Origin of the sequence: Amycolatopsis deserti (genome assembly GCF_014653945.1) — a bacterium.
In the GTDB taxonomy this organism is placed as follows: Bacteria; Actinomycetota; Actinomycetes; order Mycobacteriales; family Pseudonocardiaceae; genus Amycolatopsis_E; species Amycolatopsis_E deserti.
Window position 1 is genome coordinate 73543 of sequence record NZ_BNAU01000005.1, and the last position, 13488, is coordinate 87030.

General features: G+C 71.4%; 12 protein-coding genes. 3 read left to right on the forward strand and 9 right to left on the reverse strand.

The genetic code is table 11. The features are described 5' to 3' along the window. Positions 1-122: 122 nt before the first annotated feature. The 4 genes from IE290_RS21415 to IE290_RS21430 all read right to left on the reverse strand — a co-directional run bounded on the left by IE290_RS21415 (position 123) and on the right by IE290_RS21430 (position 4649). Complete coding sequence (locus tag IE290_RS21415) at positions 123-3137, reverse strand: helix-turn-helix transcriptional regulator (protein ID WP_191246462.1); 3015 nt, start codon at positions 3135-3137, stop codon at positions 123-125. A 61-nt stretch (positions 3138-3198) separates the two neighbouring features. Next, positions 3199-3375, reverse strand: coding sequence for a hypothetical protein (locus IE290_RS21420; protein ID WP_191246463.1), 177 nt, complete (start codon positions 3373-3375; stop codon positions 3199-3201). Positions 3376-3541: 166 nt separating this feature from the next. Beyond that, positions 3542-3742, reverse strand: coding sequence for a DUF397 domain-containing protein (locus tag IE290_RS21425; protein WP_191246464.1), 201 nt, complete (start codon positions 3740-3742; stop codon positions 3542-3544). Positions 3743-3797: 55 nt separating this feature from the next. Further along, positions 3798-4649, reverse strand: coding sequence for a helix-turn-helix domain-containing protein (locus tag IE290_RS21430; RefSeq protein ID WP_191246465.1), 852 nt, complete (start codon positions 4647-4649; stop codon positions 3798-3800). A gap of 189 nt (positions 4650-4838) precedes the next feature. Here IE290_RS21430 and IE290_RS21435 point away from each other — a divergent pair, with 189 nt between their 5' ends. Then, positions 4839-5204, forward strand: a complete 366-nt coding sequence (locus IE290_RS21435; protein WP_191246466.1) for a hypothetical protein — start codon at positions 4839-4841, stop codon at positions 5202-5204. A 110-nt stretch (positions 5205-5314) separates the two neighbouring features. Here the strand turns inward: IE290_RS21435 and tesB are convergent, their stop codons facing one another. From tesB to IE290_RS21455, 4 genes are all read right to left on the reverse strand, one after another. Beyond that, positions 5315-6253 (reverse strand): acyl-CoA thioesterase II, encoded by a 939-nt coding sequence (gene tesB / locus IE290_RS21440; protein ID WP_191246467.1) that lies wholly within the window; start codon positions 6251-6253, stop codon positions 5315-5317. Positions 6254-6277: 24 nt separating this feature from the next. After that, positions 6278-7702 carry a pyruvate kinase gene (gene pyk / locus IE290_RS21445; RefSeq protein ID WP_191246468.1) on the reverse strand — a complete coding sequence of 475 codons (1425 nt, stop codon included), beginning with the start codon at positions 7700-7702 and terminating at the stop codon, positions 6278-6280. Between the two features lie 144 nt (positions 7703-7846). After that, the gene (locus IE290_RS21450; RefSeq protein ID WP_191246469.1) at positions 7847-8515 is read right to left on the reverse strand and encodes a DUF2461 domain-containing protein; all 669 of its coding nucleotides are present in this window, start codon (positions 8513-8515) and stop codon (positions 7847-7849) included. Between the two features lie 224 nt (positions 8516-8739). Continuing rightward, positions 8740-9714, reverse strand: coding sequence for a LysR family transcriptional regulator (locus IE290_RS21455; RefSeq protein WP_191246470.1), 975 nt, complete (start codon positions 9712-9714; stop codon positions 8740-8742). A 126-nt stretch (positions 9715-9840) separates the two neighbouring features. Here IE290_RS21455 and IE290_RS21460 point away from each other — a divergent pair, with 126 nt between their 5' ends. Both IE290_RS21460 and IE290_RS21465 read left to right on the forward strand, forming a co-directional pair. Further along, complete coding sequence (locus IE290_RS21460) at positions 9841-10959, forward strand: PrpF domain-containing protein (RefSeq protein WP_191246471.1); 1119 nt, start codon at positions 9841-9843, stop codon at positions 10957-10959. Positions 10960-10991: 32 nt separating this feature from the next. Next, positions 10992-12242 (forward strand): SLC13 family permease, encoded by a 1251-nt coding sequence (locus IE290_RS21465; RefSeq protein ID WP_191246472.1) that lies wholly within the window; start codon positions 10992-10994, stop codon positions 12240-12242. Positions 12243-12290: 48 nt separating this feature from the next. Here IE290_RS21465 and IE290_RS21470 read toward each other — a convergent pair whose 3' ends face one another. Continuing rightward, the gene (locus tag IE290_RS21470) at positions 12291-13316 is read right to left on the reverse strand and encodes a 6-phosphofructokinase (protein ID WP_191246473.1); all 1026 of its coding nucleotides are present in this window, start codon (positions 13314-13316) and stop codon (positions 12291-12293) included. Positions 13317-13488: the final 172 nt, after the last annotated feature.

Below are 13488 nucleotides of genomic sequence, written 5' to 3' on the forward strand. Positions count from 1 at the left end.
GGCTCTTCGCCGTGCCGGGCGCGGGTTCAGAGATCAAGGGATGTCCTCGCCGGACGGGCAGGCTCCGGGATGACCACCCAGCTCGGGTTCTGTTCAAAGATCGAGGGCACGGCGCCCGGCCGTCAGGTCAGCAGGCCCTTGTCGTAGGCGATGGCCACTGCTTCGGCTCTTCGGCTGGCTCCCAGTTTCGCCATCACGCGCGACAGGTGGACGCTCACCGTCTTCTCGCTGATGTACAGCTCCTCGCCGACCTGTCTGTTCGTTCGGCCCAGTGCCACTCGTTCCAGGACGGCTCGTTCGCGGTCGGTCAGGGGGTCGATCGCCGGGCGGGCGGCCGGTTTCGGCTCTACGCCGGGGATATCGATGCGGGCACGCCGGGCTACCTCGCGCACCGCGTCGCGGAGGGGTTCGGCTCGCAGGCGGTCGGCGACGTCGTGGGCGGCCAGCAGTTCCTTCGCGGCCAGGCCCGCGTCGCCCTGGGCGGCCAGCAGCGCTTCCGCGTGGTGCCAGCGGCAGATCGCCTGCTCGTACACCGCCCCGTAGTCGAACGCGGCCACCGCCGCGGCCCACAGCGCCGGGTCGGCCGGGCCCTCCAGGCCACTCGCGGCGGCTTCGGCTCGCGCCAGCCACGCCCGCGCCTCCGGGCCGAGCGTCTGGGCCCGCGGCTTGCCGTTCTCGCCGGCGTACCGGACCTGCTCGATCAGCTTCCGGCCCGCGATGACGGCCTGCTCGACCAGCCCGTGGTCACCGTGCTTGCGGGCACTCGCCGCCCACGCCGCGGCCGCCTCGACCCCCAGTGCGCCGAGGCGGACGGTGGCGAGCAGGTACCCCTCGTCGAACGACAGCAGGAACTCGGTGACCTTCCGCACCCACGCGATCGCCTGCTCGTACTCGCCCTGCCACATCGCGAGTTCGGCGCCCGTCGCGCCGCTCACGATCGCTGTCAGCGGCTCCGCCCGCCAGTGCGGCCGCAGCTCCGCCAGGTACTTCTCCGCCGTGTCGACCCGGCCCCGGGCGACCGCGAACGGCAGCCACGACGACGTCATCCGCGCGGCCAGCACGCTCGACACACCCCGCGCGGGCGCGTTCGTGCTCGCCATCGCGGGCCAATCGCCGGTGAGGTACCGCAGCGTCAGGTACCGGGCCCGCATCTCCAGCCCGTAGATGCTCCACGTCAGCCCGGTCTGCTCGGCCCGCTCGACCCCGCGCCGGTAGATGTCCATCGCGGGGCCGTACTCGCCGAGGTCCTCGTAGCTGAACGCCAGGAAGCAGACCGCGCGCAACGCGACGTTGAGCGATCCGGAATCCAAGGCCTTGCGTTCGGCCTCCGCCAGGCGCTCCCGAGCCTCAGCCGGCTCCCCCACGGCATCGGCCAGCGCGCCCAGCGTGACCAGCGCCGCGGCCTCCGCGCCGGTGTTGCCGACGGCCCGCGCGTCGGCGACCGCGGCGTTCGCGTTCCACCGCGAGTCCTCGTACTGGCCGGCGTTGCGCAGGATCGTGGCCCGCGTGGCGAGCACCCACGCCCGTGTCTTGCTCGGCTCATCCTCCGCGACCAGCTCCCACGCGCGGTTGATGGCGTCGAGCGCCTCGGTGAGCGTGCCCTCGGCGTTGAGCAGCACCTCGGCGAACCGCCGCCACACCTTCGCCGCCCTCTCGGGCGGCACGCCCCGCTTCAGGTTCTGCACCGAGGACCGGCCGTAGGCGATGGCCCGCTCCGGCTCGCCCGAGGTCGCCGCGAAATAGGACGCCTCCTGCAGCAGTTTCAGCTCGTCGACGTCCGCGGGGCGGTCCGCCTGCGGCACCGCGTCCCAGATCTCCAGCGCCTGCTCGATGTGCCGCAGCGCCGCACCGGGCGCGCCCAGCCGTTCGGCCTCGTCGGCGGCCTGCAGCAACGCGGCCAGCGCCGTCTTCAGGTCCCGGCTGCGCAGGCTGTGGTACGCGAGCTTCGCGTCGTGGCCGCGGCCCTGCGGGATGCGGCGGATGCGCTCGGCGTAGGCCGCGTGCATGCGGACCCGCTCCCCCGGCAGCAGGTCCCCGTACACCGCTTCCTGCAGCAACGCGTGCCGGAACGTGTAGGCGCCCCGCTCGATGACCAGCACGTGGTGGTGCACCGCTTCGCGCAGCGCCTCGTCCAGCTCCAGCTCACCCAGCCCGGTGACCTCGGCCAGCGCCGCGTGCGCCACCGAGTCGCCGGCCGCCGAGATCGTGCGGACCACGCGCCGCGCCTCGGGCGAGAGCCGTTCCAGCCGGGACAGCAGCACCTCGGCCAGCCCCGCAGGCAGGTCCTCGCACTCCACGCCCGCGGCCATCAGCTCCTCGGCGAAGAACGGGTTGCCCTCCGACCGCTCCGCGACCCACGCGACGATCTCGGGCGACACCGGCCCGTCGGCCAGCGCCTCGACGAACGCGTGCGCTTCGGCCGTGCCGAACGGCCGCAGCTCGATCTGCGTGACCGCGGGCAGGCGGACCAGCTCCACCAGCATCGCCCGCAACGGGTGCCGCCGGTGCACGTCCTCCTCCCGGTAGCTGCCGACCACCAGCAACCGCTGCCCCCGCAGCCGGTTGAGCAGGAACGACAGCAGGTTCCGGGTGGACGAGTCGGCCCAGTGCAGGTCCTCCAGCACGAGCAGCACCGGCCGGTGCACGGCGACCTGCGCCAGGACGCCCAGCACCGCGTCGAACAGCTGAAGCTGCCCGAGGTCCTGCTCCGGGCGCACCCGGTACGGCACGTCCCGCTCCCCCGACGTGTCCAGCCCCAGGTGGTCGCCGCTCGGCGACGGCGGCGTGGCCCCCTGCGGCAGCAGCCGCGCCAACGCCGGCCGCACCCGGACCGCCTCGGCGATCTCGGGGTCGTCGTCCAGGCTCAGCGGCGACAACGCCTCGGCGAAGGGCAGGTAGGGCAGACCGCCCTCACGCACGTCCAGACAGCGTCCGGCGAGCACGAGCGCGCCGCGGGAGGTGGCGTGCTCGGCGAGCTCGGTCAGCAGACGCGTCTTGCCCACCCCGGCATCACCCGATACGAGGACCGCGCCCGCCTCACCCCGCTCGGCGGCGGTGAAGGCGGCACGCAGCCGTCGCAGCTCGTCGGCGCGGGCGACCAGTGGGATTCCGGAACCTAGGCGGGGCACGAGCATCATTCTGTCGCACCCCACCGACAAAACCGGCACACTTTTCGCCGTGGGCGGACCCACACCGGCCCTACCGCGCCTGTACCAGCTCGACCGTGCTCGCACGGCGCTGCTCCGGCACCCGGATCTCGGCCTTGCTCCTGGCCCGCCTGAACCAGCGGCCACCGGGACGGCCGGCCTTCTCCAGCTGCTCGCGACGGTAGGCCACCTCGGCCATGACCGCGTCGAACATCAATTCGTTGCGCATCGGGAGTTCCCTCTTCCGGCTCACTCAGTTCCTGTGGTGAACCTCAGAGTCGTCCTGAGGGCCGCCTCCCGGCATCGGACGATCACCTCGTCCCGGACGCGAAACGACCCCTTACCCCGCCTCATCCCCTGCTCGGCGGTGTAAGGGGTCGTCCGTTCGGCTCACCTCAGGCGCGGTCGAGCGCGCCGACGGCGCGGAGCAGGCCGCGCCAGCTGTCGGCGGACACGTGCAGCTCGCCCGCGCCGGGGTTCTTGGAGTCGCGCACGCCGACACCTCCGGCGATCATCGCGACCTCGACGCAGTCGTTCCCGCCACCGCTGTGGCTGCTCTTGCGCCACACCGGGGCAACTCGCTCCACATGGGACATTTCTCCCCGCTCCTCACTTCCCAGGCACACGTTGGGTACGGCTCACCGGCCACCGTTATCCGGAAAAACGTTCGGCGGCCGCGGCGATCACCTCGACCGAGTCGTCCGGTTTCAGAGCCGTCGCACGCAAATGATCGAACATGAGGATATAGCGGCGCACATCGGGGGGCAGCTCGAGGAAAAAACCACCCGAAGTGCTGTCCACGTACACCACATCGGGATCGGCCTGCTCGGGGAATCCGAGGATCAGGAACGGTCCTTCCATCCCCGGGTGGGCGCCCGCCCCGAACGGGACCACCTGGATGGTGACGTGCGGCAGCTGCGCGACGGCCAGCAGCCGTTCGGCCTGGTGCGCCATCACCTCCGGCCCGCCGACCACGCGGTGCAGCACCGCCTCGTCGATGACGGCCCAGTACTCCGGCGGGTTCGGGTCGGTCAGCAGCTGCTGGCGGGCGGTGCGCGCGGCGACCCGGCGCTGGATGTCGGACTCCTCGGCGTCCGGCCGCATGGCGCGGATGACCGCGCGCGCGTACGGCTCGGTCTGCAGCAGGCCGGGCACGAGCAGCGCCTGGAAGGCGCGCAGCGAGCTGGCGTCGGCCTCCAGCCCGACGAAGGTGCCGGTGAAGACCTCCTTGTAGGCCTGCCACCAGCCCGGTTTGCGGGCCTCGCGGGCGAGCTGGACGAGCGCTTCCCGCTCGTCGCCGGTCATGCCGTACAGCTCGAGCATGTCGCGCGCGTCGCGTGGTGTGACACCGACGTGGCCGGTCTCGATGCGGCTGATCTTGGACGCGGAACACTCGAGCTTCTCGGCGACCTCGTCGATGGTGAGGTCCGCGGCCTCACGCAACCGGCGCAGTTCACTCGCCAGCCGCCGCCGGCGAATCGTAGGACCCTGACCCCGACTCATGTCCGCTCCTCCACTCCGGCCCGCGCATTCCCCCCGGCGGCTCGTGGACAACCCGCTCCATCTAACCAGCAGAATCCGAAAACCCGGGTAGCTCACCCCGTTGAGGTATCTTCCGGGTTCAGCGGTCTGCAAATTGCATAATGCCGCGGTAATCTGGCCCGCGCGAACTGAACTTCCCCAGGAGGCGGCGTGCTCGACCGCGACACCATCGTCGGTCCACTCCAGACGTCCGTGCAGCGCCGGCTGGACGATCTCAGCCGATCGGTCGACCTCGCCGACCCGATCCAGGCCGCCGACCTCGCCGCGCGGGAGATCCCGCTGCTGGTGGAAGCGCTGCGCGCCACGCTGGCCACGCACGCGCCGGACGCGCGCGGCCACTGCCCCGTCTGCCGCAGCCGCATGTCGCGGCTGTTCTTCCGCCGTCGCGGGCGGACGCCGTGCCGGGCTTACCTCGCGGCGCAGCTCAGCCTGGGTCCGGGGATCGAGGACGTCGTCAAGCCGCGGACGAAGCACCTGCGGCGCCGGCGGGCGGCTTCACTGAGCCCGCTAGGCTGAGGGACGCGCCGCGGGCAGGCGCTGCGGCCGGAAACCCGGCGGTGCCGGGGGCGTTGAGATCTCCGCCGTGCCGCATCGGGCGGACTGAGGCCCGGGCAGGGCCGGGTGCCTCAGTCCTGTTGGGCGTTCTGGCCGTCCGGCGGCAGGACCCTCAGCAGGCCCTCCTGCACGACCGTCGCGATCAGGCGGCCGTCCCGGCTGAAGAAGCGGCCCGTGGCGAGTCCGCGGCCACCCGAAGCCGACGGTGACTCCGTGTCGTACAGGAACCACTCATCAGCCCGGAAGGGGCGGTGGAACCACAGCGCGTGGTCCAGGCTGGCGCCCAGCACACGGTCCAGGTCCCAGTACACGCCGTGCCTGGCCAGCGGCGAATCCAGCAACGTCATGTCCGACGCGTAGGTCAGGACGCACACGTGCAGCAGCTGGTCGTCCGGCAGCACGCCGTCCGCGCGCATCCACACCTGGTTGCGATCGGGCCGCTCGCCGGTCTGCCGGGTCACCCACGGCGGGTCGTTGACGTACCGGATGTCGATCGGCCGCGGGCGTTTGCGCACGTCCGGCAGCGCCTGCGGGAACTCGGCCATCCGTTCGGCGTACGTCGGCAGCGTCTCCGGGTCCGGGACGTCCGGCATCGCGTCCGCGTGCTCCAGCCCCTGCTCCACCTTCTGGAACGACGCGGACAACGCGAAGATCGCCTTGCCGTGCTGCACCGCCACCACCCGACGGGTGGTGAACGACCGTCCGTCGCGGATGCGGTCCACCTCGTACACGATCGGCACCCGCGGGTCACCGCCGCGGATGAAGTACGCGTGCAGCGAGTGCACCCTCCGCTCCGGCGGCACGGTCCGCCCGGCGGCGACCAGCGCCTGCCCGGCCACCTGCCCGCCGAACACCCGCACCGGCGAGTGCGGCGGGCTGACCCCGCGGAAGATGTCCTCCTCGATGCGCTCCAGGTCGAGCAGCGCGACGAGGTTGTCGAGGACGGCCTGCCCGCCGGCGCCTTCCTGGACGTCCAGTCCCGCGGCAGCGTCCCGAGCCAGCTCAGTCATGCGCAGAAGCCTACGGGGCGCGCCTCAGGCGTGGTCGTCCTCACCGAGCTTGTGCACGCGGATCAGGTTGGTCGACCCGACGGTCCCCGGCGGGGACCCGGCCACGATGACCACCAGGTCACCGGCCTGGTAGCGCCCGGTCTCCAGCATCGCGCGGTCGACCTGCTTGATCATGCGGTCGGTCGAGTCCACCGACGGCACCAGCTCGGTGTGCGTGCCCCAGGTCAGCGACAGCTGACTGCGCACGCTCTCCTCCGGCGTGAACGCCAGCAGCGGCAGCCGCGTGTGCAGCCGGGCCAGGCGGCGCACCGTGTCACCGGACTGGGTGAACGCGACCAGCGCCTTGGCGTTGAGCCGCTCGCCGATGTCCTTCGCCGCGTAGGAGATGACGCCCCGCTTCGTCCGCGGCACGTGCGACAGCGGCGGCACGGCCGGGGTGTCGGCCTCGACGGCCTCCACGATCCGGGACATGGTCTGCACGGTCTCGATCGGGTAGCGGCCCACGCTCGTCTCACCGGAGAGCATCACCGCGTCCGCGCCGTCGAGCACCGCGTTGGCCACGTCCGAGGCCTCGGCGCGGGTCGGGCGCGAGTTGTTGATCATCGAGTCGAGCATCTGCGTCGCCACGATGACCGGCTTGGCGTTCTCCCGGGCGATCTGGATCGCCCGCTTCTGCACCAGCGGCACCTGCTCCAGCGGCAGCTCGACGCCCAGGTCACCGCGGGCGACCATGACGCCGTCGAAGGCCAGCACGATCGCCTCGAGGTTGTAGACCGCCTCGGGCTTCTCCAGCTTCGCGATGACCGGGCGGCGGCCCTTGCCCACGCGGTCCATCACCTGGTGGACCAGGTCGATGTCGGCCGGCGAGCGGACGAAGGACAGCGCGATGAAGTCGGCGCCCAGCTCGAGCGCGAACTCCAGGTCCTCGACGTCCTTGTCCGACAGCGCCGGCACGGAGACGTCCATGCCGGGCAATGAGACGCCCTTGTTGTTGCTGACCGGGCCGCCCTCGGTGACCTCGCACACGACGTCCGGGCCCTCGACGCCCTTGACGACCAGGCCCACCTTGCCGTCGTCGACGAGCAGGCGGTCACCCGGCTTGGCGTCCTTGGCCAGTCCCTTGTAGGTGGTGGAGACCCGATCGTGGGTGCCGGCGACGTCCTCCACGGTGATGCGCACGACGTCACCGGTGCGCCATTCGACCGGGCCGCCGGCGAAGGTGCCGAGCCGGATCTTCGGGCCCTGCAGGTCGGCGAGGATGCCGACCGCGCGCCCGGTCTCGGCCGCGGCCTCCCGGATCAGGTCGTACACCTGCTTGTGGTCGCCGTGGCTGCCGTGGCTGAAGTTCAGCCGCGCCACGTCCATCCCGGCGTCGACAAGGGCTCTCACCTTGTCCGCCGTGGCGGTCGCGGGGCCCATAGTACAAACGATCTTCGCGCGTCGGCTCACGTCCCAATAGCGTAGTCGCTTACCCCGCGCACGTCTGTACCGATCTCTCGAACGGTTCAGGAAACGTTCACCAGTGAGCCGCGTCACGGCTGCTCAGGGGCCGGACAACCGGACCGGGACCGAGTTCACCCGAACCGGGGAGGGTCAGCGGCGCGGCTTCTCGCTGACGCCGACGTGGTCGCGGGCCCACTCGTTGAACGGGCGGACCTGCCGCCAGGCCTTGCGGACCCGGTCCAGGCACGCGCGTTCGTGCAGGGTGTCGTCCGGGTCCCAGGACTTCACCGCGTACAGGGAGCGGTGCTTGAGCAGCTCCAGGCGCGGGTGGTCGTCCGGGTAGCCGCGGGGCTTGGTCTTCATCACGTCGCCGGTGACGGTCCAGCCGGCGCGGCGCAGCTTCGCCAGGATGTCGGCCAGCGCCTTGCCGTGGATCTCGGTGTCGACCGCCTGCCGGAAGCGAGCCAGCTGGTCGGACTGCAGGTGGAAGCAGCCGCCGCCGACGCGCATCCCCGCCGAGGAGACCTCGACGTAGTAGGCGCCGCCGCCGCGGCCCTGCTCGATGACGCCGCCGCAGTGGGTCTTGTACGGGGTCTTGTCGTTCGAGAAGCGCACGTCGCGGTAGGGGCGGAAGACCTTGCCCTCGCCGAAGCCCGGGCCGAACTCCGGGGTCAGCTCGGCGAGCAGCGCCTCCATCGGGCCGCGCACGTCGGACCGGTAGATCTCGACGTGGTCCTCCCAGTACGGCTTCGAGTTGTCGGCGCTCAGGCCGTCGTAGAACTCGACCGCGTGCTCTCCGAAACCGGCGAACTTCGTCACCGCGCCACGATAATCCTCCGGATGGACACGCCGGACAGCTACGCCGACGCGCTGGACGAGCCGCGCCGATAAGCTGCCGAAGGCGTCGGTCGGCAAGAGCTGCATCCGCTTCAAGCGACTCGCCGACCTCGACACCGGTGTGCTGGCGGAGATCTTCCGTCTCGCGAGGGAGAAACCGCACGGTGAGCTGCGCCAGGCGGTTCCACGCCGGACTAGACGTTCAGCTAGCGGCCGGTTCGCGCGCTGGACGAGTGGCGCACGGATCCGAGCTGGTTGCGGTCGAGGGCGCTGCCGGTGAACTTGTCGGCCACGGCGTGCAGGATCGCGGTCATGGCGAGCGCGGCCGGGGTGGGTGTCCGGTTGCGGGCCTGCGCCAGCAGGATGCGCCGGGTGGGGGCCGGGACGTCGCTGCCGAACGGGATGAGCCGGACGTCGTTGCGGCGGTTGGTGAGCGCGAGCCGGGGCGCGATGGCGATCCCGAGCCCGGCGGCGACCATCGCCTGGGCTTCCTGGTAGTCGTGGGATTCGTAGGCGATGTGGGGTTCGAACCCGGCGAGCCGGCAACTCCGGCGCAGGACCTCCGCGACCGGGTGGTTGTCCGCGCGGATGATCCAGTCCTGCCGGGACAACCCGGTCAGGCTGACTTCCGGAACGTCCAGCAGCTCGGAGTTCGCGGGGACGACGAGCACGGTCGGGTCGTCGAGCAGGTGGGTCAGGACCAGCGCGTCGTCGTCGATGCGATTCCAGCGGTAGTCCCAGAGCAGGGCGAGTTCGGTCTCGCCGGTGTGCAGGAACTCGAGCAGTTGCGAGAGCACGCCCGAGCGGACGGTGGCGCGGGTGCCGGGGTGCTTGCGCGAGAACCGGGTCAGGGCCAGCGGCAGCAGGCTCGCGCTGACGGTGGGGAAGGAGCCGAGCCGGAGGGTGCCGCGGTCCAGCCGGGCGAAGGAGTCGAGGTCGGCCTCGGCGGCTCTCAGTTCCCGGCGGATGGCGCGGCCTCGCGCGGCCAGCGCGGCGCCGGCGTCGGTGAGCCGGACGCCGCGGGGAAAACGTTCGAGCAGCGGCTGCCCGGTTTCGGATTCCAGCCTGGACATCTGCTGGGACGCGGCCGAGGTGGTCATTCCCGCCGCTTCGGCCGCGGCGGTCAGCGACCCGTGGTCGGCGACCTCCGCCAGCAGCAACACCCGTCGCACGTCGAACATCCGCGTCTCCCTCCGAGTTGAGCTGAGCTTAACCCGATGTAAGAGAACGAGCATTGTGCTCAACTCGGCGGGAGGTCATCGTGAACCGCGTCCGGCAAGCGGTTCCCGTGGAAGGAAGACCCAGGCGTGCATGTTCCCGCGACGCTGGTGCGTGGTGGCACCAGCAAGTGCTGGCTGTTCCGGCAGGAAGACGTTCCCGATGACCTCGGCCGGCTGGAGCGGCTGCTCGTCGGCGCGTACGGCGCCACGGATCCCGTGCAGCTGGACGGCGTGGGTGGCGCGACCCCGACCACGTCGAAGGCGGCCGTCGTCCGGCGCGGCGACGAGCCCGGAATCGATGTGGAGTACCTGTTCGGGCAGGTCGGCATCGGTGTCGGGACGGTCGAGTGGGGCAGCAACTGCGGCAACTGCGCCACTGCGATCGCCCTGTGGTCGGTGACCCGGTCCCTGGTGCCGGTCACCGGCGATGTCACCACGGTGGTGATGCGCAACGCCAACACCGGCGCGGTGCTGCAGGCGGAGGTGGACACCGGAGGCGGAGTGGTGCACGAGTTCGGCACCCAGACCGTTCCGGGCACCCGCTCGGGCGGGGTGGCGGTGGGATTGAGCTTCCTCGACCCGGCGGGCGGCTCGACCGGCGCCCTGCTGCCCACCGGCCAGGTCGTCGATGCCCTTGCCGTGGACGGCGAGGTGCTCCGGGTGTCCATGGTGGACGCGGGCGCGCCGATGGTGCTGATCGACGCCCCGTCCGCGGGGCGAACCGGGGTGGAGCGGCTCGCGGCGGTCCGCAGCGAGGTGCCCCGCCTGCGCGCGGTCCGGCACGCGGCCGCACGCGCCATGGGGCTGGTGGCCGCCGGGGCGGAGCCGGTCGACGCGGTACCCAAGGTCGGCCTGGTCGGCGGCCCGGCGCCCTATGTGACCACGACCGGCGACCAGGTCGGCGGTTCCGATTACGACGTCTCGGTGCGGATGCTGTCCATGAACGACGCGCATCCCGCGATCGGCCTGACGTCGGCGGTCGGGGTCGCGGTGGCGAACCTGCTCGACGGGTCGGTCGTCGCCGCCCGTTCCACGGCGCCGGGCGGATCGCGGCTGCGGATCGGCACCCCGGCCGGTGTCGTCACCATCGACTCCGCCGGCACCGGCGAAGCAGGCCCGCGCCGCGTCACCGTCCGTCGCGCCGCACGCATCCTTTGCGAGGCAAGGATCTTCGTGCCCGGCCCCGTTCTTCCCGTCTCCGCCTAGTATCCCCTCGTCCCCGGACCCCAAGGACAACGATGTCTCCTGAACTGATCTCCATCGGTGCGCTCGTGGTGATGTTCCTGGTCGCCACGCTGCTGCCGATCAACATCGGCATCCTCGCGTTCGTGGCCGCGTTCCTCATCGGCACCGCGGCGCTCGGCCTCGACGACGAGCAGATCTTCGAGGGATTCCCGGTCTCGCTGTTCGTCACGATCGTCGGCGTCACCTACCTGTTCTCCATCGCGCAGCGCAACGGCACCATCGACCTGCTCGTGGCCCAGGGCGTCCGGCTCGTGCGCGGCCGGGTCGCCCTGATCCCGTGGGTGCTGTTCGTGGTGGCCGCGGTGCTGACCGCGTTCGGCACCTTCACCCCGGCCGCCGTGGCGCTGCTCGTGCCCATCGGGATGTCGATCGCGTTCCGCCACGGCATGAGCCCGCTCATGATGGGCATGATGATCATCTGCGGCGCGCACGCCGGCGCCTTCTCCCCGATCGCCGTGTCGGGCGCACTGGTGAACGGCATGATCGCGGACACCCCGCTGTCCGTGCCGGCCTGGGCGGTGTTCCTCGCCAGTTTCGGCTTCAACCTGGTGCTTTCCGCGCTCACGTTCGTCCTGTTGCGACACCGCACCCAGGCGGCGCCGGAAGACACCGCCACCGGGACGAGCGCCGAGCCCGCCGTGGCGAGCGTGGGCTGGCGGCAGTGGCTGACGCTGGCTCTGCTGGCCGGGCTCGTGGTCGGCGCGCTCGTGTTCCACCTGCAGATCGGGTTCCTCGCCCTGGCCGCGGGCGCGTTGCTGGCGCTGGTCGACGTGAAGAACCAGGCGAAGGCGGTCGAGGGGATCAGCTGGTCGACGATCCTGCTCGTCGCCGGCATGGTCACCTACGTCGGCATCCTGGAGAAAGCTGGGACCATCGACATGATCTCCGAACACGCCGCCGAAGTCGGCGCCCCGCTGGTCGTCGCGTTGCTGCTGTGCCTGACGGTGGCGATCACCTCCGCGTTCGCCTCGTCGACGGCGATCCTCACCGCGATCATCCCGATCGCCGTGCCGCTGCTGCTGTCCAGCCACCTGAGCGCGGCGGGGCTGGTCGCGGCGCTGGCCATCTCCACGACGATCGTGGACGTCTCCCCGTTCTCCACCAACGGCGCCCTCGTGCTCAGCAACGCCCGCGGCGTGGACCGGCAGCGGTTCTACCGCCAGATCATCGGCTACACCTGCGGCATCGTCGCCTTCGGCCCGGTACTGGCCTGGGGCGCGCTCGTCCTGCCCGGCGTGCTGTGACCGGAGGAAGCCGGGGCGCAACGGCGAAACCGTTGCGCCCCTGGGCCATCAGCCGAAGAAGACCTCGGCCTCTTGGTAGCGCTCCGGCGGCACCGTCTTCAGCTCCGCCGTCGCCTCGGAGAGTTTGACCCGGACGATGTCGGTGCCGCGCAGCGCGACCATCGTGCCGAAGTCGCCGTCCGCGACCGCGTCCACGGCGTGCAGGCCGAAGCGGGTCGCGAGCACCCGGTCGTAGGCGGTCGGCGTGCCGCCGCGCTGGGTGTGCCCGAGCACGACCGCGCGCGACTCCTTGCCGGTGCGCGCCGCGATCTCGTCGGCCAGCCAGGTGCCCACGCCGCCGAGCTGGACGTGCCCGAACGCGTCCTTCTCCCCGGTCTTGAGGACCTCGGCGCCGCCCTCCGGCACCGCGCCCTCGGCGACGACGATGATCGGCGCGTACATCTTCTCGAAGCGGCGCTCGACCCACTCGACGACCTGCTCGACGGAGAACGGCCGCTCCGGCACCAGGATCACGTTGGCGCCACCGGCCAGGCCGGCGTGCAGCGCGATCCAGCCCGCGTGGCGCCCCATGACCTCGACGACCATCGCGCGGTAGTGCGATTCGGCGGTGGTGCGCAGCCGGTCGATCGACTCGGTGGCGATGTGCACCGCGGTGTCGAAACCGAACGTGTAGTCGGTGGCGGCGAGGTCGTTGTCGATCGTCTTGGGCACGCCGACCACGCCGACGCCGTCGTCGGTGAGCTTCTTGGCGACCCCGAGGGTGTCCTCGCCGCCGATCGCGATCAGCGCGTCCACGCCCTGCTCGGCGAGAACGGACTTGATCCGCTGGACGCCGTCCTCCTCCTTGTACGGGTTGGTGCGCGAGGAGCCGAGGATGGTGCCGCCGCGGTTGAGGATCTCCTCGACGTCGGCGAGGCCGAGCGGCCGGCTGTCGCCGGTCAGCGGTCCGCGCCAGCCGGAGCGGAAGCCGACGACCTCCCACCCGTGCGTCTCGATGCCCTTGCGGACCACCGCGCGGATCACCGCGTTGAGCCCGGGGCAGTCGCCGCCACCGGTCAGCACGCCGACACGCATCTGATCAGACCTCCGAAAAGTTGTCCTGGTCACACCTGGCGACCGCCAGAGTAGCGGTAGTCACCCTTGATCGGTAAAGCGGCGGGAGCGGGTGCTAGGGTGTCGGACGTGCAGCGCTATTTCTGGTTTAGCGGGCCGGCCCTGGGTGGGCCAGCCGGCGGCCTCGCTGCGC

Coding starts and splice junctions, on each gene's coding strand:
- IE290_RS21415 (WP_191246462.1), bottom strand. CDS start 3,137: ATGATGCTCGTGCCCCGCCTAGGTTCCGGAATCCCACTGGTCGCCCGC.
- IE290_RS21420 (WP_191246463.1), bottom strand. CDS start 3,375: ATGCGCAACGAATTGATGTTCGACGCGGTCATGGCCGAGGTGGCCTAC.
- IE290_RS21425 (WP_191246464.1), bottom strand. CDS start 3,742: ATGTCCCATGTGGAGCGAGTTGCCCCGGTGTGGCGCAAGAGCAGCCAC.
- IE290_RS21430 (WP_191246465.1), bottom strand. CDS start 4,649: ATGAGTCGGGGTCAGGGTCCTACGATTCGCCGGCGGCGGCTGGCGAGT.
- tesB (WP_191246467.1), bottom strand. CDS start 6,253: ATGACTGAGCTGGCTCGGGACGCTGCCGCGGGACTGGACGTCCAGGAA.
- IE290_RS21455 (WP_191246470.1), bottom strand. CDS start 9,714: ATGTTCGACGTGCGACGGGTGTTGCTGCTGGCGGAGGTCGCCGACCAC.
- IE290_RS21465 (WP_191246472.1), top strand. CDS start 10,992: ATGTCTCCTGAACTGATCTCCATCGGTGCGCTCGTGGTGATGTTCCTG.
- IE290_RS21470 (WP_191246473.1), bottom strand. CDS start 13,316: ATGCGTGTCGGCGTGCTGACCGGTGGCGGCGACTGCCCCGGGCTCAAC.